This window comes from Gordonibacter urolithinfaciens, from assembly GCF_900199375.1.
Lineage (GTDB): Bacteria > Actinomycetota > Coriobacteriia > Coriobacteriales > Eggerthellaceae > Gordonibacter > Gordonibacter urolithinfaciens.
The window spans coordinates 994376-1011820 of the sequence record NZ_LT900217.1 but is presented as its reverse complement, the minus strand read 5'-3'; the positions used below and the strand labels follow the sequence as shown (position 1 = coordinate 1011820).

The following is a 17445-nucleotide window of genomic DNA, read 5'->3' as shown; positions in this document are numbered from 1 at the left end:
TAAAATGATGCAAAGCATCATCTTCTTCATTCAGGGAAGGGAGATGCGCATGCCGAGACAAGCACGTAGGAAAAGCGAGTCGGGCCTGCACCACGTGATGGTGCGCGGGATAAACCAGACGCAGCTCTTCTACGACGATGAGGACCGGCGGGCGTTCATGGAGCGACTCCGCCGCTATAAGCTCGAATGCGGTTTTATGCTGCATGCATGGTGTCTGATGGGGAATCATGTCCATCTTCTTGTCGAGGAGGGGAGGATCGATCTGTCCTCGATGATGAAGAAGATTCTTCTGAGCTATTCGCACTACTTCAACAGGAAATATGATCGAAGGGGCTATCTTTTCCAAGATCGTTACAAAAGCAAGCCGATCGAGGGCGACGAATATCTTTTGTCCGTTGTCCGCTACATACACAGGAATCCGCTCGAGGTGGGGCAGACGACGGCGTACTGGACGAGCTTCGACGAATATATGAAGACGCCCCGACTTGCCGACACGGAGCGCGTGCTCGATATGCTTGACGCTGATCCGAGCAAGGCCAAGTCGGCTTTCAAACTTCTCGTGGAAGGCGAATCGGATGGCGGCCTGCCGCCTTGCGGGACCGACAAACCGGCGTGGGTGAGCGATCGGGAGGCGATGTTGCTCATCCGGGAGCTTGCCGGTGTCTCGGAATGCGCCGAAGTATGTTCGCTCGACAAGGCAAGGCGAGAGGAGGCGGTGCTTCTTTTGCGGGCGCGCGGTCTCTCCATCAGGCAGATTTCCCGACTCACGGGATTGAGCAAGGGGATCGTCGAGCGAGTGAAAGCGGGAAAAGGCCAACTTCCTCGCGGCTAGCTGGAGCAGGCGAAAAGGATAAGCAGGACAAGAGAACCGTCCCCTTGTCCTGCCTCCCTTGTCCTGCCTTGGGGCGTGTCCGGTTATGCGGGAAAGTTTGGGAAATCGTCGCAGCGTCGCGCGTTGGGCGCTAGGGTCAATCCTCTGCGTAGCGCTGGGCGACGGCTTCGCCCTGCTCGCGCAGCCAGGCGCGCACATCAGCGGGTTCGAGCACTTCGAGCAGCTCGCCGAATGACAGCAGGTAGTAGCGCGTGCGCTCCCCGATGTCGCAGACGAGCGTCACCAGCCAGCTGCCGTCTGCCTCGCGCTCGATCGTCTCCGGAGCGAACTCCTCGCGCACCCGTGCTTCCGCTTCGGGGGCGAAGCGCATGACCAGCCGGTCGCTTCCCCTCATGTGGCCGCCCTCGTCGAACGCGGGCATCGGGCGCGCCTCGAACGTGTCGGGCGTGACGCTGATCGTCTCCCAATCGATGCGGAACAGCTTGAACGTGCGCCATGCCTCGCGTTCGCGGCACCAGGCGCGCAGGTACCACGACGATTCCTTGAACACGAGCTGCGCGGGCTCCACCGTGCGCTCGGTGCGGTTGCCGGCGGCGTCGAAGTACGCAAAAGACAGCGGGTGCCGGCCGATGGTGGCGCTGCGGATGGCATCGAACGCGGCGCGGTAGTTCGGCGGCGCGCCCCAGAACGAGAAGTCCATGTCGAGCCAGTCGACGTTCTCGCGCTGGAACAGCCGTCCGAGGCGCGCAGCCGTCTCGTCGCTCGCCTCGTCTGCCGCGCCGGTGCGGTTGAGCGCCGAGAGCGCCGCCATGATGTCGCTCTGCTCGCGCTCGCTCAGCACCGAGCGGTCCAGCACGTAGCCGTCCATGAGGTGCACGCCGCCGCCCTTGCCGCGCGTCATGTACACGGGCACGCCCGCCGCCGACAGCGCGTCCACGTCGCGACGCACCGTGCGTTCGGACACTTCCAGCTTGGCCGCCAGCTCCGCCGTGGTGGAGGTGCCGCGGTCCATCAGCAGGTAGACGATCTCGAACAGGCGCTGGGGCTGCATGGCGGTTTCCTAAGCGCGCTGACGCTGCGCGGCCGCGGCGTTCGCGCGGGCCAGCACGTCGTCCACGACGGCAGCGTCGCGGCACAGCAGGGCGGGGAAGGGGACGGGCGCCTCCGGTGCGGGGTCGAAGGCCGCCAGGGGCAGGAAGAGCCATGCCACGTCGCGCCAGGCGCCGCAGGTGTAGCCGGCGTTGCGCTGGATGCCCATGAGCTGGAAGCCGAACGCCTCGTGCAGGCGCTCGCTGGCCGCGTTCGGCAACGTGACGCGCGCGTAGGCGCATTTCATGCCCTGCAGGCGCACGAGCTCGATCAGGGCTCCGTAAAGCGCGCTTCCCTGCCCGGCGCCTTGGGCGCCGTGGGCCAGGTACACCGACAGCTCGGCGTTCCAGGCGTAGGCCGCCCGCTCGGCCTGGGCGTGCGCATAGGCAAAGCCCACCACGCGTCCGTCCTGTTCGGACACAAGGTACGGGTAGCCGGCGAGCACGCCTGCGACCCGCTTGCGGAACGCTTCGGCCGAGGGCGCCTCTTCCTCGAACGTGACGGGTGTGTCCAGGAAGGGCGCGTACACGGCGAGGATGGCGTCCGCGTCGTCGGCGGTCGCGAGGCGTATGCGGGTGGGAGCGGGTCTCACGTGACGTCTTTCCGGTCGGGGAGGGGCATTGTCCCGCCCATACTACCACGGAGCCGTCGCCGTCGCCCATGGCAGGGCGGTGCAGGCGTCGGCCAAGAGGGGCGCTCGCTCTCGGAAAACACCGTCCCCGAGGAACGAAAGCGCTGGTGATAACAAGCGTTCAATCCCCTTTCCCCCGCGGGGGGGACCATGCGAACAGACCGTGGCGCTGTTGTGTTGTTCGGTTGCGTCGTCTTGTCGTTGCCCGGCTGTTACGGAATACTCGGTGGGGAAAAGGGCAGAACAGCCGCCCCGGAAAGCGCGGCGCGTTAGAAGCACGGCGCAGGGTTGCGGCAGGAAGGAAGCGAAACGGCGAAACCATGGGGAAGGGTTCGGGCATACGGCGGCTGCGCCGACGGATAAGGCACCTGCCGACGTGGTCGAAGGCGGCCGCGCTTGCGCTCGTGGGCGTCGTGGCCTTCTTCGGCGTGGCGATCGGGGCGGGGGCTGCCGCCGAGCGCCCCGAGGAGCCGGCCGTGTCGCTGGGTGCGGCCGACGCCGCTCCGGATATCCCTGTCGCCGTGGCGGACGAAGCGGTCATGCCGCCCGACACGGCGACGGCATCGGCACCCGCGGCGAGCGACGTGGAGCCGACGGTGCTCGACGCGGCATCTGGCACGGCCGACGTCAACCTCTTCGACGCCTCGGGGGCCCAGCGTCCCGTCGACCCGTCCGAGGTCCCCGACGTGGCTACGGCGCTCGAAGCGTTCCGCAGCGCTGGTTGCGACGCCGGCTTCGTCGTATACGATTTCGCCTCCCAGCGCGGCCTTGGCTGCAACGCCGATGCGGCCTTCTCCTCGGCGAGCACCATCAAGGCACCGTTCGTCACGTACGTGGCCCAGGCCCTGGTCGACGAGGGAAGGGCGGCGCTCGACGACGTGGTCTTCGAGGACACGGTCATGGAGGGCACGGGCATCATGGCCTCCGACGGCCAGAGCACCTACGACCTGGCCACGGTGCTCACGGACACCATCGTCTACTCCGACAACACCGGTTACGCGCTGCTCCGCAACCGCTACGGCGAAGGCTTCGAGGCGTGGACGGCGGCGGCCGGCGTGGACGCTGCGGCCTGGGGTGGCGAGTGGTACCCCTCCTACACGCCGCGCGACTTGGCGAAGCTCTGGCTTGGCGTGGGCGGGTACCTCGGGGGCGGGGGCGGCTTGGCCTCCTTCTGCGAAGGGCTGTTCGCGCAGACCGGCACCTCGTTCATCCGCGAGGTGCTCGGATCCGACCATCAGGTGCTCTCGAAGGCCGGCTACGAGATCGACACGCCCCTGTACGACATGGGCGCGCTCAACGACGCCGGCATCGTCGAGTCCGTCGCAGGCGACTACCTGGTGGCCGTCATGTCGGATGCCGACTACGATGACGCGTACTTCACCGACAACGAGCCGCTCATCCTTAACCTGATCGCCGCGCTCGACGAAGCGCACGACCGGCTGCTCGCAGCCTAAGGACTTCTTATGAACCCGAACGCGTACCCGGCCACGAACGTCCCGTCCGCCGAACCCGCCGGTCCGCAGCGCCGGCGCCCCGTTACTCCGTTTGCCGCACGCGCAGTGCTGGGCTGCCTGCTGGCGGCGCTTCTGGCCTGCGGGCTCGTTCCCTTCGCGCCGCGGGCGGCTGGGGCCGACGAGGTTGACGAGGCCGCCGTGGCCGAGGCCGAGCGCTCCGTGGAGGAGGCCCAGAGCGCGCTCGACGGCGCCGAGTCGAGCCGGCAGGGCATCGCCGCCGACCACGAGGCGCTCGTCCAGGAGGTCGCCGAGCTGCAGAAGCGCATCGACGAGACTACGGCCCAGGCTCTGGAGGCCCAGCAGGAGGTCATCGACGGGCGCGCAGCCCTGGCCAAGGCGGCGGTCTACGAGTACCGCGGGGGCTCGGCCCAGTCGCTCGTCATGCTGCTGCTGGAGGCGCAGAGCTTCGACGAGCTCGTGCGCAACCTGGTCTACCTCTCGAGTGTGGTGCAGTACCAGGTGGATGAGGTCGAGGCGCAGAAGGAGCGCTCGGCCCGCTTCGACGCGCTCATGGAAGATCTGAACGCGCAGAAGGACGAGCAGGAAGGGAAGCTGGCCGAGCTCGAGGAGAAGAAGGTTCAGGCCGAGCAGACGGTGTCCGACGCCTCGACGAGGCTGCAGGGGGCGCAGAGCGAATACTCCTCCATGTTGGAGGAGCTGCAGCGCAAGATCGAGGAGGCGGAGGCCCAGGGCTCCGCGCCTACCGAGCCGGTGGCCGTCGACGAGTCGAACACGAACACGTCGCGCCCGGGCGACCAGATGACGGACGTCGCGCCCGACCCGTCGCCCTCTCCGGCACCCGACGGCGGCTCGGGGTCCGATCCGGCGCCGGAACCCGCGCCCGATCCCGGCGTCGGCTGGTCCACGGGAGTCGCCTCGGCGTACGGCGGTTCCACCGACCCCTACACGCCCAATCCCGGCACCACGGCCACGGGCGCCGTCTGCGACGACTGGTCCATGGGCGTGGCCGTGCCGATGGCGTGGCCACGGTACTGGCAGTACTACGGGCGCACCGTCGAGATCTCCTACGGCGGCATGACGGTGCTCGCCACCGTGAACGACTGCGGCTACATGGGCGGCGGCAGCCGCTCCCTCGACCTGCAGCCCGGCGTGTGGAAGGCGTTCGGCTTCTCGTCGTGCAACGACTGGGGCCTGCGCACCGTGAGCTACCGCTTCCTGTAGGGGCGTGGCAAAAGCCCGGGGATGATTTCGCACGGAGACGATGTCGTGTTAGGGGGGGCGACGCCATGCTCCCCGACGCCAGGGTTCTGCGAGATTGCCGAGAATGCGACATCGTCTCCGGGGATGACGCAGCAGGATGACGCAGGACGGGGATAATGTCGTCAAATCCGATACCTCGGATTTGACGACATTATCCCCGTCCCCCTGTCTCGTTTGTGCTAAACTGCAACGTTACATGCGATGACGAAGACAGCGCCGTGCGGCGCGGTTGCCATCAGAGACGGGTGCCACCGGCTGAGAGCACCCGGGCGGCCAGTGCGGCGATTCCCTTCCGAGCAGCGCGTTTGAATGCGGATGCGGCCCGGCGGCAGCGGGGCGGCAAGACGTGCAGTAGGACGCGACGGGTGCTCCCGTTACCGAGCGCAAGAGCGGGCGGCTTTAAGCCGCACCCCGTGTCGCCGTAGGGCGGGCGGGTGTGCAGCGAAGGCACGCCAACCGAGGTGGTACCGCGAGAGCCTTCTCTCGTCCTTGGACCGGGGCCGTGCCCCACACGACAAGGACGAGAGAAGGCTCTTTTTCATTGCGCCGGCTGCGGCGGGCGCGGGGAGAGACGGAAAGGAAGCACGAGGACATGGGTATCGTGGACGAAGTGGCGGCGCTGCGCGAGCAGACGCTCGCCCGCATCGCGGAGGCGGCCGACACCGCCGCGCTCGAGCAGGTGCGCATCGGCGTGCTCGGCAAGGCCGGCACGCTGACGGGCTATCTGCGCAGCATGGGACAGGTGCCGAAAGAGGAGCGCGCGGCCGTCGGCAAGACGGTGAACGAGGTGCGCGAGGCGGTGGAGGAGGCGCTGGCCGCACGCAAGGCGGCCCTCGATGCCGCCGAGCTGGCCGCGGCCATCGACGCGGCGGCCGTGGACGTGACGCTGCCGGGCCGCGCCCAGCAGATGGGCACGCGCCACCTCATCAACCGCATCACCGACGAGATCTCCGAGATATTCCTCGGTCTGGGCTACACGGTGGCCGAGGGCCCCGAGGTGGAGACCGACTACTACAACTTCGAGGCGCTCAACGCCCCGGCCGACCATCCCAGCCGCAGCCTGGCCGACACGTTCTACGTGGTGGACCGCTCCGGCGACGAGGCCGCCGTGCGCGGTGAGTCCGACGTGCTGCTGCGCACGCAGACCTCGGGCGTGCAGGTGCACGCGATGGAGGACAACGAGCTGCCCATCTTCGTCATCGCGCCCGGCAAGGTGTACCGTCGCGATGTGGCCGACCCGTCCCACCTGCCCCAGTTCACGCAGATCGAGGGCTTGGTGGTGGACGAGGGCATCACGTTCGGCGACCTCAAGGGCACGCTCGACTACCTGTGCAAGCAGCTGTTCGGCGAAGAGCGCAGGACGCGGTTCCGCGCCCACTACTTCCCGTTCACGGAACCGTCGGCCGAGGTGGACGTGAGCTGCGGTATCTGCCACGGCGAAGGCTGCCGCTTCTGTAAGGGCACCGGCTGGCTGGAGATCCTCGGCTGCGGCATGGTGGACCCGAACGTGCTGTCCATGTCCGGCATCGACCCCGAGAAGTACTCCGGCTTCGCCTTCGGCATGGGGGTGGAGCGCATCGCCTGCCTGAAGTACAACGTGCCGGATCTGCGCATGCTGGTGGAAGGCGACATGCGCTTCCTTCGGCAGTTCTAGGGTTTCTGGCGGCGACGGCGGGGCGGCGCCCAGTCGCTCGAACAGTCCTCGCTGCGCTGCGGAACTCGCTTGGTGGGCGCCGCCCCGCCGTCGCCTTCACATGGTTGACGTTGTTGCGGCTCGCCTGATGACCGGTGTTCGGACTCGGGCCGAAGGGGGTCAGGCAGGCGTGGGCATGGTGAGAGGGGTTGACCTGCGCGTTTTGCTTTCTTGGGAGGCGCGAGGGGCGGGAGTGGTTCGGAATAGTATGCGCGACGCGCATAGACGATAGGAAGAACGATATGAAAGTATCTTTGAAGTGGCTGAGCGAATATGTGGACGTGCCTTCGGACACGAAGGCGTTCTGCGATCGGCTCGATCTGACGGGCACGGGCGTGGAGGCGGTGGAGAGGACCGGCGCGGCGCTCGACGGGGTGGTCGTGGGGCACGTGCTCACCTGCGAGCTGCACCCGGACAGCGACCACCTGCACGTCGTGACGGTTGACGTGGGCGCAGGCGAACCCGTGCAGATCGTGTGCGGCGCGCCGAACATCGCGGCGGGCATCAAGGTGCCGGTGGCCACCGTGGGCGCGGTGCTGCCGGGCGACCTCAAGATCAAGAAATCGAAGCTGCGCGGCGTTCCCAGCTGCGGCATGTGCTGCTCGCAGCGCGAGCTGGGGATGGGCGGCGATCATGCGGGCATCTGGATCCTGCCCGAGGACGCGCCCGTAGGCATGCCCATCGCCGATTTCGCGCAGCTCTCCGACACGGTGCTCGACCTGGAGATCACGCCGAACCGTCCCGACTGCCTTTCCATGGTGGGCATGGCGCGCGAGGTGGGCGCCATGTACCGCACCGACTACGAGAGCCCGCTCGGGCGCATGGCGGGCAAGCTCGTGCTGGACGCCTCCTCGGCGCCCGTCGACGAGACGGTGAGGATCACCATCGAGGACGCGGTGCGCTGCCCGCGTTACACCGCGCGCGTCATCCGCGGGGTCAAGGTCGGGCCGAGCCCCGACTGGATGGTCGAGCGCCTGGCGGCTATCGGCCAGCGCTCCATCAACAACATCGTGGACGTGACGAACTATATCCTGTTCCTGTTCGGCCAGCCGCTGCACGCCTTCGACCTGGACAAGCTCAAGAATGCGGACGGCGTGGCGCATATCGTGGTGCGCGCGGCCGCCGAAGGCGAGCGCCTGACTACGCTCGACGGCGAGGATCGCGCGCTCACGTCCGATATGACGGTCATCTCCACGCCGGAGCTCGGTGCCGTGGCGCTCGCGGGCGTCATGGGCGGCCTGGACACCGAGGTCACGGACGGGACGGTGGACATCCTGCTGGAGGCCGCCACGTTCGAGCCGGGCCGCACGAGCCGCACGAGCCGCAACCTGGGCCTGTTCAGCGAGAGTTCCATGCGCTACGAGCGCGGCGTGGACGACCACGGCATCGAGGAGCGTTCGGCCGCGGCCGCCGCGCTCATGGTGGAGGTGGCCGGGGGCTCGGTGAGCGCCGCCGTCCGCAACGGCGAGGGCATCGTGGACGAGTGGCCGGCGCCCTCGACGGCGCCCGATTTGCGCTTCCGCATCCCGCGCTTCTGCGCCATGATGGGGGCTGACATCCCGCGCGCCGACATCGAGGACATCCTGCGCCGTCTCGGCTGCGCGGTGGCCGACGATCCGGCGGGCAATGCCGACGTTCTGCCCGTGACGGCGCCCACGTTCCGCCCGGACCTCGAGCGCGAGATCGACCTGTACGAGGAGGTGCTGCGCCTGTGGGGCATGGACCGCATCCCGGCCACGCTGCCTGGCGGCCCCGGCCGCGTGGGCACGCGCTCGCAGATGGAGCACGTCATGGGCACGGTGAACGCCGTCATGCGCGCGAGCGGCCTCAACGAGACGATGACCTACTCGTTCGCCGAGCCGGGCGACCTCGACCGCCTGCGCATGCCGCACGAGGGCCTGGGCGAGCCTGTCGAGCTCATCAACCCCCTGAACGCCGACCAGTCCGTCATGCGCCAGAGCATCGTGCCGGGCCTTCTGCGCAGCGTGGCCTACAACCAGAGCCGCGGCGTGAAGAACGTCCAGCTCTACGAGGCGGGCGCCGTGTTCTTCGCGGCCGAGGGGCGCAAGCAGCCCAAGGAGCGCCGACGCCTGGCGGGCGTGCTGGCGGGGGCCATGGGCGATACGGGCTGGAACGCCGCGCCGGCCCCGTTCGACTTCTTCGACGGCAAGGGCGTCGTCGAGAGCCTGGCGCGCGAGCTGGCGCTGCCGAAGCTGCGCTTCAAGCCGCTTTCCGCCGAGGAGGCCCCGCACCTGCAGCCCGGGCGGGCCGCCGCGGTGCTGTCGGGCGGAGCCGAACTCGGTTGGGTGGGCGAGCTGCACCCGCTGGCCGTGGAAGCCTTCGAGGCGGACGCGCCGGTGGTGGCGTTCGAACTGGACGTGGAGGCGCTCGCGAAGGCGTCGCGCCCCGCGCGCGACTACCGCGACGTGCCCACGTTCCCTGCCGTGACCATGGATGTGGCGTTCGTCGTGGACGAGGGCGTCGCGCACGAGAAGCTCGTGCAGTGCATGACCTCGGCGGGCGGCAAGCTGCTGGAGGACGCGCGCCTGTTCGACGTGTACCGCGACGAGGAGCGTTTGGGCGCGGGCAGGAAGTCGATGGCCTACGCGCTCACGTACCGCGCGACCGACCGCACGCTCACGAGCGACGAGGTGGACAAGGCTCATGAGCGCTTGGTGAAGAAGGTGTGCACGGCCACCGGTGCCGAGGTGCGCGGCTAGCCGATCGGCCATAATGGTAGGGTAAGCAAGAGGGACGGGATTCGGGGCCCGTCTGCATCGGGCGGCGGGGGAATCCCGTCGCCTGCTGTCTGGGAGGGCAACAGGTGGAAAAGAGCATCGCAGTCGCGACGGACACGAACAGCGGCATCATGCAGGAAGAGGCCGAGCAGCTGGGCGTGCACGTGGTGCCCATGCCCTTCGTCGTGGACGGGGAGGAGTGCTTCGAGGGCGTGAACCTGGACGCCGAGCGCTTCTATGCGCGCCAGACCGCAGGCGCGGACATCGTCACGTCGCAACCGTCCATCGTCGATCTGGGCAAGCGCTGGGCCGAGCTGCTCGAAGCGTATGACGAAGTCATCTACATCCCTATGTCCAGCGGCCTGTCCGGCTCGTGCGAGACGGCGTGCCAGGTGGCCCGGCACTGCAACGGGCGCGTGCACGTGGTGGACAACCAGCGCATCTCGGTCACGCAGCGCGAGGCGGTGCTCGACGCGCTGCGTTGGATCGGCGAAGGTCGCACGGCGGCCGAGACATGCGCGCTGCTGGAGCGCACGAAGCTCGACGCCAGCATCTACCTCATGGTGGATACGATGGCCTACCTGCAGAAGAGCGGGCGTATCACGCCGGCTGCCGCGGCCATCGGCTCCGTGCTCAAGATCAAGCCGGTGCTGCAGATCCAAGGCGAGAAGCTCGATGCCTTCTCGGTTGCCAAGTCGTTCAAGGCCGCGAAGCGCACCATGGTAAAGGCGCTCTCGCGCGACGTGAGGGAGCGCTTCGGCGGCGTGGACGGCGTGCACCTCTACGTGGCGCATACGAACCGCGACGAGGACGCCCAGGCGTTTGCCGACGAGGTGCGCGCCCACTTCGGCACGGACGACGTCTACGTCGACCGCCTCCCCCTGAGCATCGCCTGCCACGTGGGCCCCGGCGCCCTGGGCATCGGCTGCGCCAAGAAGCAGTTCGCGTAGGGCTGCAGGTTGCCGAGCTGCCCATCTTAACGATTTTTCGGCAACGGCGCAGCCGAGGATTCCTTTTATGCGGCCTGTCAGCTCGGTGAAGTGTCCATTTTGTCGAAGATGCCGATGGCTTCCAGCAGGCTCTGGTTCTGGGAGGCCAGCACGCCCTCGCGCGTGTAGACGGTGAGCGTGTAGGAGGTGAAGCCGTACGCAGCCGATTCCCCCTGCAATTGCTGGCTCGACACGCTCATGCGCCACAAGACGCCGGCGCTCCCTGCCGGACAGCTCCCGATGCGGGTAACGGTGCGCCAGTCGAAGCGGTGGCTCTCTTCCACGGTGCGGGACAGCTCGTCTCCGAGGCCGGCCGCCTCCAACAGCGATGCGCATACGGCCTCCGCCTCATCCTCGCCGGCGAGCGGGGCCATGATGCCCATGCCCACGGCCTGCGGGCGCCTTCCCTCCAGCATGAGCTCGGGTGATGTCTCGCCCCCTTCGACGGCGAAGAAAAGGCGCGTCCTGGAGCCCGCGGGCGAGCACGGCGTTTCGGCGGAAATGCTCTCCCAGGCTCCCGTGGGGGCTCCCATCTCGTATTCGAACCCGAGTCTCTCCAGCGTGGCAGGGATCCAAGCCGGGTTGAGCAAGAGGATGGCTTCAAGATCGTAGGCCGAGCAGACTGGAGCGGAGTTGGAAGAGGGCGCTGCCGCCGGTCCTCCGTCGCAGGCGTCCCCTGATGCGGGGAGGCCTTCTCCAGCATCGGGCTCCTGGTCGCGCGCTTCTTTGCCGAATGCATCGGCTGCGAACGGAACGCCCTCGTCGACGGGCCTTTGCGCAGGGGCGGCGCATCCGGCGATGGCTGCGCAGGCGAGGGCTATCGCCGCGCACCGGGCGATGGTGGTCGGTCGACGCTGGTTCGGCATGAGGCGTCCTTTCCGTTCGGCCTTTCGGCGCGCCATCGGGAGGACGGGCGCCTACCCCCTATACACGATCCAAGCGGTCGAATTGTCGGGACTTTCCTTCCGCCCGCTGCCGCTCGCGGCGTTGCGCGGTACAATAGCCCGCGAGCGAAAGGAAACCGCATGTATGACGGAGTGGAGCAGCCCGGTCGCAACGACGTATGCTGGTGCGGCAGCGGGCGTAAGTACAAGAAATGCCACCTGGCCTTCGACGAACGTCTCGAGCAGCTGTACGATCAGGGGTGCGAGCTGCCTGGGCGCGAGCTGCTGAAGTCGGCGGACGACCTCGAGGGCATCAAGCGCAGCGCGGCCATCAACGTCGGCGTGCTCGACTACGTGGCCGAGCGCATCGGCGTGGGCACCACGACGGGCGAGATCGACCGTTGGGTGCACGACTACACGGTTGAGCATGGCGGCATCCCGGCCGATCTGGGCTTCGAGGGGTATCCGAAGAGCGTCTGCACGTCCGTGAACGACGAGGTGTGCCACGGTATCCCGTCCGACGACGTCGTGCTCCGCGAGGGCGACATCGTGAACGTGGACTGCTCGACCATACTGGACGGATACTACTCCGACTCATCGCGCATGTTCTGCCTAGGCGAGGTGTCCGAGGACCGTCGGCGCCTGGTGGAAGAGACGAAGAAGGCGCTGGAGGCGGGTCTGGACGCCGTGAGGCCGTGGGGCTTCCTGGGCGACGTGGGCGCAGCCGTGAACGCTCATGCGCAGTCGTGCGGCTTCTCGGTGGTGCGCGAGTTCGGCGGCCACGGCATCGGCCTCGATTTCCATGAGGATCCGTTCGTGAGCCATGTGGCCGAGGCAGGTACGGGCATGGTGCTGGTTCCGGGTCTCGTGTTCACCATCGAGCCCATGGTGAACGCCGGCGGACCCGATATCGACATGGGCGATCCGAACGGCTGGACCGTGCGCACGGCCGACGGTTCCGACACGGCCCAGTGGGAGGTCCAGGTGGCCGTGACCGAAGGCGGGTACGAAGTGCTGTCCTGGTAGGAACGGCAAGGGCTGCGTGCGGAATCGTTTTCCGTCCGTTGACGGGCGGCGACCTTTCGCGCTTTCCCGGGGCGCACAATCTGCCCCATGGAAAAGAACACTCCCAAGGACGCGGGACGACGGCGCATAGGGCGCATTGTCGTAATCGCCGTGATCGCGCTGGCGGCGGCGTCCATCGCCTGGTGGCTGCTCGTGTACGGGCGCGACGTGCTCGCGCTGCTCACCGACGGGCGCCGGGTGCAGGAGCAGGCCGCGCGCCTCGGGCCGCTGGCCCCGGTGGCCCTGGCGGGGCTTGTGGCGGTGCAGCAGCTATCGGCCGTGCTGCCGGCCGAGCCGCTCGAGCTGGCCGCCGGGTACGCCTTCGGCTTCTGGAAGGGCGCGCTCGTCTGCTTCGCGGGCAGCCTCGTGGGCGCCGTAGCCATCATCGTGCTCGTACGCCTCGTGGGCGACCGGGCCCTCGCGCTCTTCCTCTCGCGCAAGCGGCTGGACGACCTGGAGCGCTTCGCGGCCTCGCCGCGCTTCGAGCTCATCCTGTTCGTGTACTTCCTCGTGCCCGGACTGCCTAAGGACCTCATGACGTACGCGGCCGCGCTTGCCCGCGTGAAGCCCCTGCGCATCCTTCTCATCACTTCGGTCGGCCGCGTGCCGTCCATCGCGGCGTCGGTGCTGGCCTCGTCGTTGGCCGCCGACGGGGATTGGCGAGCCGCAGGAGTCGTGCTGGCCGGCATCGTCGTTCTTGTGCTTGCGGGCGCAGCCGTGTATGCACGCGTCAGGATGCGCCATCGCTCCCGTTCGCAAAGTCCCTAGCATTTAAAACAAATGTTCGTAAAAATGTGCTATACTGCTAGCGAAACGAAGGAGCCAGTGCAAGCGCTGTTTCGTCCGCCGCGGCAGAAGGCGGGCGCAGCCCATAGATGGCGGCGGTGTTCCGCGCCGCCCGTACCACGCTTGCAAGATCCTCCCAGCCCAGGAACCGAAGGGAAGCGAGGTGTCTTGCCATGTTCGCATGCGCGTCTACGGCAGGGTGCGCGAAGGCGGCCGCGAAAGCCCGCCATGATGACCATCCCTCGAAAGCGGGGCCGCATGTTGCCGTGACTGCATGTTTCGAGGGCAATGCTGGGCCGCGCCGTAGCGAGGGGAGGCTGCCATGAGCGGCGGGAGCCTGTGGGAGCGTGAGCACCTGCGTCCGCGCGACCTGCCCAGCCTCCAGGAGGTGCTCGGCGCATGTGACCGGTCCCTTCTGCGGCGCGTGATCATTGAGGATTTCGCCGAAGTCCATGCCTGCGCTGACAAGGCTCGTCGCAATGCGATGGCGCAGCGGCTCGACGGCTCGCTCGATGCCATGGCCTCCCTCGAGGTGCGGCGCGGGCCGACGAGAGGCTGGGTGCTGGCCCCGCGGGAGTCGTATGTGCTCGATGCCCGAGGCGGCACGCTGACATGGCGGCTCCACGCCGCGCTCGTCCCGTTGCTCAATGTGGCAGCAGCCGAGCGCCTCGTCCGTGTCGCTCAAATGCCCGCGACGACGTATGCCCAGGCGAGGAAAGTCGACAAGCGCCTGCGGTCCCTTGCGGTGCGCGCGGCGGACGTGAAGGGCAGCGCAGGCGACGTGGACGACTGGGGCGAGCGCTGCTACGCGCTCGCCCCCTGGGAGGAAACGCTCGGATGCAAGGTGTGGCTCGGCGGGGATTGGTGCTGCCGTGAGCGCTACCGCGTGCTCGCAAGCGCGTTCTGGGAACTCACGTTCTACGGATTCGAGTACGACCTGGTTCGTGCGCGCACCGCCCGCGAGAAGGCTGCGCGGTTGATGGGCGGGTCCGATCCGACAGGCGAGGAGGCCGGCGCCCGCATTACGGCGTCCCCCGGAGGCTTGGCGGCCGCTTGCGGCCTGCAGCCGCCCGACCGCTTTACCGGCGAGGCGCTCGGCCGCCTCGCCCAGCGCGTCGCCGTGCTGAACCACCAGGCCCACTGCGCCTTCTTCGAGCAGATGCTCGATTTGGCGCGCCGCATGGAGAGGGGGTGAGCAGCATGGACGTCTTGCAGCTGTCGCACACGGGGAGCGTGCGGACCCTCTGCCGGCTGATCCAGGGGATGGATCGGCCGGTCGTGGTCGCAGACGGGGCCGATGAGGTCATGGTCGTGTTGTCCCCGTCTGCTTTCGAGGGCGTGCTGCTGCGAAGCGGGCAGGGAGGACGGGGAGGTCGCACGTTTGGCGCCGGCTGCGCCTCGGAGGGCCGCGCCGAGGACGCCTGCGGATGCGGAGCATGCCGTCTTGCAGAATGACGGAAGGCGCCCTCGGGCGCCTTCCGTGGTCGTTGCCATGTTGGGGGGTGGCGTTAGCCGGCGACCTCCACCAGCGTGATCTCGAAGTTCAGGTCCTTGCCCGCCAGCTCGTGGTTCATGTCGAACGTGACGATGCCGTCCTCGATGGCCTCCACGAACACGGGGAACGACTGGCCGGCCGGGCCGCGCATGTACACGGTCTGGCCCACGGGAAGCTGGTCGCCGTTGGGAATCTGGCTCACGGGCACCTTCTGCACCATTTCCTCACGGCGCTCGCCGTACGCCTCGGCGGCAGGGATGTGCACGGTCTTGGTCTCGCCCTGCTCCATGTCCTTCACCGCTGCGTCGAAGCCGGGGATCATCTGGCCGGCGGCGCAGGTGAACTCGATGGGCTCGCCGCGATCGACCGACGAGTCGAACTTCGTGCCGTCGTCCAGCGTGCCCGTGTAGTGGACCTTGACCTTCTTGCCTTCGTTGCTCATGAACGAGCTCCTCTCGATTTGAAACAAAGTAGATCCAGTCTACCCCACTGCAGAACGCGGCCCCTCCGCTGGACGCAAACCCTCTCCAAGTTGCCACAAGTTCGCCCAGGGGGGAGTTCGCCAAGAGCTGCCTGCGATGTCGGAGCTGGGATAGCGCAGGCAGCTCTTGGCGAACCCCCCCCTTTTTTTTTTCTTCGAGGGTGCGGCGCGCGGGCCTCAACGGCTCGGCAGCTCGCTCACGTCCAGCAGCGTCATCTCGAAGTTGAGCGCCTTCGCGATAGCCTCGTGGTTCAGGTCGAACACGGCCTTCTCGTCCGTGAGCTCCACGAGCCTGGCCGGGTAGGTCTGGCCCGTGGGGTCCTCCAGGTTCACCATCTCGCCCACCACGAGCTTCACCGAGGCGGGTATCTTCGCGCGCTCCACCTCCATCACGCGCTCGTCGGTGCGCTCCTCGTAGGCCTCGTTCGCGCCCACGTGCACCTGCCGCGTCTCGCCCACGGCCATGCCCCGAACGGTGTCGATGAACGCCGGCGGCATCCATCCGTCCAGGCAGGGAAACTCGACGGGCTGCTCCGTCTGGTCGATGAACACGGAGCCGTCGTCGAAGAACCCCTTGTACGCCACCTTCACCATCTTGCCCGTGTTGTCCACGTCGGGCCTCCTCTCCTCGTGTATTCCGCTCGCATGCTGGAAGGTCGTCCCTCCATCGCGCTGCTGCGGCTGTTGCGGCTTCGAGATGCGGACGCCGGTTTAACCCTTGCGCTCGGCCAGGTCGGCCAGCGTGACGCGCTGCGCTGCCAGCTGCGCGAGCGGCTCGAGGAAGCCCTGCTCGCCAGCTGCTAGGCCCCGCCGTGCCAGCGTCATCACCTCGTCGACCAGCTCGGCCGCAGGCCTTCCGTACACCTCGGCCTCGTATCCTGCGGCCATAAGCGCATCCTTGGCCGCCTCCACGGCCGCGCCGTCCACGCCTTCGAACAGCGCGTCGAGCGCGTCGAGGTTCTCCGCATGGTAGAACAGCCCTTTGATCAGCGCCGCGTACGCCACCACGTAGGGCACGGGCATCGCGTCGGCCGGCCTGATCTCGATATAGGTCTTCAGACGCACGTCGTTGAAGAACATGGACACGGCGTGCTCCACCTCGGCGCGCGTCATGGTGCGCTCGGCGTATATCTCGCCGAAGGTGCGCTCGGAGTAGCACCACTGCTCCTTACGGCACGGTATGAGGATAGCAGGCGTGTCCAAAAGGTACTCGGCATAGCGGCGCAGGTCGAAACCCGGGTCCATCACGCCGGGCACCAGGCCGCAGCGGTCGGGGTCGCAGAACCGCCAGATCTCGGTCCGCACCAGCTCGTGGGCGCGCGGCGCGCCCTCGAACACCGGCGAGTTGTCGCAGACGAGCGAGAACAGCGGCACGAGCGCGAACGCCAGCCGCAGCTTCCGCAGGCAGTCCGCCGTCGACCAGTAGTCTATCGACACCTGGGTCGACGCGCTGCCCCGCATCATGCGCGGCCCGAACGGCCCCTTCTCGCCCAGGTACAGGTTCATGAACTTGTAGCGCCGCTTGGGGATGAGCTCCAGGTCGAGCGCCTTGGCGGAGGGGTGGTAGCCCACCGTGAGCGCGCGCTCGCCGTGCGGCGCCAGCGCGTCGTCCAGCGTGCGCTCGAACCGCTCGAACGTCGCCCGCGCGTCCTCGAGGCTCGCGAACGGGCCCGCCGAGAGCTCAACCTGCGCCGCCGGCTCGATGGTCACGGCCTCGCCGGGCCGCGCCACGCCCAAGAGGTCGCCCTCCGGGTCGCGCGTCGTGCGGGGGAACTCGGCTTCCAGCTGGCCCAGCAGCCATTCCACGCCGTAGGGCCCGCTGTACGGCACGGGGCTCATGTCGTCGTGCACGAGGGTGTGCTCCAGCTCGATGCCCAGCTCGCCGGCTGCCCCGGCCGGCGTGATGCCGCTCTCGAAATAGGCTACGATGGCGTCGATGTTGCTTGTGCGTGCAGGCTGGTCGCTGGGGGTTTCCGGTTCCCCGGGGGCTGCGATGGCTGTGCCGGGAACGGCTGTTTTATTCATGT

The 17445-nt window shown here is 67.8% G+C and carries 16 protein-coding genes; 10 read left to right on the top strand and 6 right to left on the bottom strand.

Going from position 1 to position 17445, the window contains the following annotated elements:
• Positions 1 to 4 precede the first annotated feature (4 nt).
• On the top strand, positions 5 to 832 hold the full coding sequence (locus BN3560_RS04410; protein ID WP_096227151.1) for a transposase: 828 nt from the start codon (positions 5 to 7) through the stop codon (positions 830 to 832).
• Positions 833 to 968: 136 nt separating this feature from the next.
• On the opposite strand, the gene BN3560_RS04405 is transcribed toward BN3560_RS04410, so the two are convergent.
• Positions 969 to 1883 (bottom strand): helix-turn-helix transcriptional regulator, encoded by a 915-nt coding sequence (locus tag BN3560_RS04405; RefSeq protein WP_096227150.1) that lies wholly within the window; start codon positions 1881 to 1883, stop codon positions 969 to 971.
• A gap of 9 nt (positions 1884 to 1892) precedes the next feature.
• A complete protein-coding gene (locus BN3560_RS04400) occupies positions 1893 to 2513 on the bottom strand; it encodes a GNAT family N-acetyltransferase (RefSeq protein ID WP_197702172.1) in 621 nt (206 codons plus the stop codon).
• 359 nt (positions 2514 to 2872) lie between these two features.
• Between BN3560_RS04400 and BN3560_RS04395 the strand changes: the two genes are divergently transcribed.
• From BN3560_RS04395 to BN3560_RS04375, 5 genes are all read left to right on the top strand, one after another.
• Entirely contained in the window at positions 2873 to 4006 is a 1134-nt protein-coding gene (locus BN3560_RS04395) for a serine hydrolase (RefSeq protein WP_096227149.1), read from the top strand.
• A gap of 9 nt (positions 4007 to 4015) precedes the next feature.
• Positions 4016 to 5248, top strand: coding sequence for a coiled-coil domain-containing protein (locus tag BN3560_RS04390; protein WP_096227148.1), 1233 nt, complete (start codon positions 4016 to 4018; stop codon positions 5246 to 5248).
• A 631-nt stretch (positions 5249 to 5879) separates the two neighbouring features.
• Positions 5880 to 6941 (top strand): phenylalanine--tRNA ligase subunit alpha, encoded by a 1062-nt coding sequence (gene pheS, locus BN3560_RS04385; protein WP_096227147.1) that lies wholly within the window; start codon positions 5880 to 5882, stop codon positions 6939 to 6941.
• A gap of 281 nt (positions 6942 to 7222) precedes the next feature.
• Positions 7223 to 9700, top strand: a complete 2478-nt coding sequence (gene pheT, locus BN3560_RS04380; protein WP_096227146.1) for a phenylalanine--tRNA ligase subunit beta — start codon at positions 7223 to 7225, stop codon at positions 9698 to 9700.
• 104 nt (positions 9701 to 9804) lie between these two features.
• A complete protein-coding gene (locus BN3560_RS04375) occupies positions 9805 to 10668 on the top strand; it encodes a DegV family protein (RefSeq protein ID WP_197702171.1) in 864 nt (287 codons plus the stop codon).
• A gap of 77 nt (positions 10669 to 10745) precedes the next feature.
• Here the strand turns inward: BN3560_RS04375 and BN3560_RS04370 are convergent, their stop codons facing one another.
• On the bottom strand, positions 10746 to 11573 hold the full coding sequence (locus tag BN3560_RS04370) for a hypothetical protein (RefSeq protein WP_096227145.1): 828 nt from the start codon (positions 11571 to 11573) through the stop codon (positions 10746 to 10748).
• A 159-nt stretch (positions 11574 to 11732) separates the two neighbouring features.
• On the opposite strand from BN3560_RS04370, the gene map reads away from it, so the two are divergent.
• The 4 genes from map (at position 11733) to BN3560_RS04350 (ending at position 14897) form a co-directional block, all read left to right on the top strand.
• Entirely contained in the window at positions 11733 to 12617 is an 885-nt protein-coding gene (gene map / locus BN3560_RS04365) for a type I methionyl aminopeptidase (protein ID WP_096227144.1), read from the top strand.
• 87 nt (positions 12618 to 12704) lie between these two features.
• The gene (locus tag BN3560_RS04360; RefSeq protein WP_096227143.1) at positions 12705 to 13424 is read left to right on the top strand and encodes a TVP38/TMEM64 family protein; all 720 of its coding nucleotides are present in this window, start codon (positions 12705 to 12707) and stop codon (positions 13422 to 13424) included.
• Positions 13425 to 13764: 340 nt separating this feature from the next.
• Positions 13765 to 14637 (top strand): hypothetical protein, encoded by an 873-nt coding sequence (locus BN3560_RS04355; RefSeq protein ID WP_096227142.1) that lies wholly within the window; start codon positions 13765 to 13767, stop codon positions 14635 to 14637.
• A 5-nt stretch (positions 14638 to 14642) separates the two neighbouring features.
• Entirely contained in the window at positions 14643 to 14897 is a 255-nt protein-coding gene (locus BN3560_RS04350; RefSeq protein WP_123649878.1) for a hypothetical protein, read from the top strand.
• Positions 14898 to 14950: 53 nt separating this feature from the next.
• On the opposite strand, the gene BN3560_RS04345 is transcribed toward BN3560_RS04350, so the two are convergent.
• The 3 genes from BN3560_RS04345 to BN3560_RS04335 form a co-directional block, all read right to left on the bottom strand.
• The gene (locus BN3560_RS04345) at positions 14951 to 15379 is read right to left on the bottom strand and encodes an FKBP-type peptidyl-prolyl cis-trans isomerase (RefSeq protein ID WP_015538641.1); all 429 of its coding nucleotides are present in this window, start codon (positions 15377 to 15379) and stop codon (positions 14951 to 14953) included.
• Positions 15380 to 15595: 216 nt separating this feature from the next.
• Positions 15596 to 16030, bottom strand: a complete 435-nt coding sequence (locus tag BN3560_RS04340) for an FKBP-type peptidyl-prolyl cis-trans isomerase (RefSeq protein WP_096227140.1) — start codon at positions 16028 to 16030, stop codon at positions 15596 to 15598.
• A gap of 99 nt (positions 16031 to 16129) precedes the next feature.
• Positions 16130 to 17443, bottom strand: coding sequence for a glutamate-cysteine ligase family protein (locus BN3560_RS04335; protein WP_154270455.1), 1314 nt, complete (start codon positions 17441 to 17443; stop codon positions 16130 to 16132).
• Between the last annotated feature and the right edge of the window lie 2 nt (positions 17444 to 17445).

Coding starts and splice junctions, on each gene's coding strand:
- BN3560_RS04335 (WP_154270455.1), bottom strand. CDS start 17,443: ATGAATAAAACAGCCGTTCCCGGCACAGCCATCGCAGCCCCCGGGGAA.
- BN3560_RS04345 (WP_015538641.1), bottom strand. CDS start 15,379: ATGAGCAACGAAGGCAAGAAGGTCAAGGTCCACTACACGGGCACGCTG.
- BN3560_RS04390 (WP_096227148.1), top strand. CDS start 4,016: ATGAACCCGAACGCGTACCCGGCCACGAACGTCCCGTCCGCCGAACCC.
- BN3560_RS04405 (WP_096227150.1), bottom strand. CDS start 1,883: ATGCAGCCCCAGCGCCTGTTCGAGATCGTCTACCTGCTGATGGACCGC.
- BN3560_RS04355 (WP_096227142.1), top strand. CDS start 13,765: ATGAGCGGCGGGAGCCTGTGGGAGCGTGAGCACCTGCGTCCGCGCGAC.
- BN3560_RS04360 (WP_096227143.1), top strand. CDS start 12,705: ATGGAAAAGAACACTCCCAAGGACGCGGGACGACGGCGCATAGGGCGC.
- BN3560_RS04370 (WP_096227145.1), bottom strand. CDS start 11,573: ATGCCGAACCAGCGTCGACCGACCACCATCGCCCGGTGCGCGGCGATA.
- map (WP_096227144.1), top strand. CDS start 11,733: ATGTATGACGGAGTGGAGCAGCCCGGTCGCAACGACGTATGCTGGTGC.
- BN3560_RS04410 (WP_096227151.1), top strand. CDS start 5: ATGATGCAAAGCATCATCTTCTTCATTCAGGGAAGGGAGATGCGCATG.
- BN3560_RS04350 (WP_123649878.1), top strand. CDS start 14,643: ATGGACGTCTTGCAGCTGTCGCACACGGGGAGCGTGCGGACCCTCTGC.
- pheS (WP_096227147.1), top strand. CDS start 5,880: ATGGGTATCGTGGACGAAGTGGCGGCGCTGCGCGAGCAGACGCTCGCC.
- pheT (WP_096227146.1), top strand. CDS start 7,223: ATGAAAGTATCTTTGAAGTGGCTGAGCGAATATGTGGACGTGCCTTCG.
- BN3560_RS04395 (WP_096227149.1), top strand. CDS start 2,873: ATGGGGAAGGGTTCGGGCATACGGCGGCTGCGCCGACGGATAAGGCAC.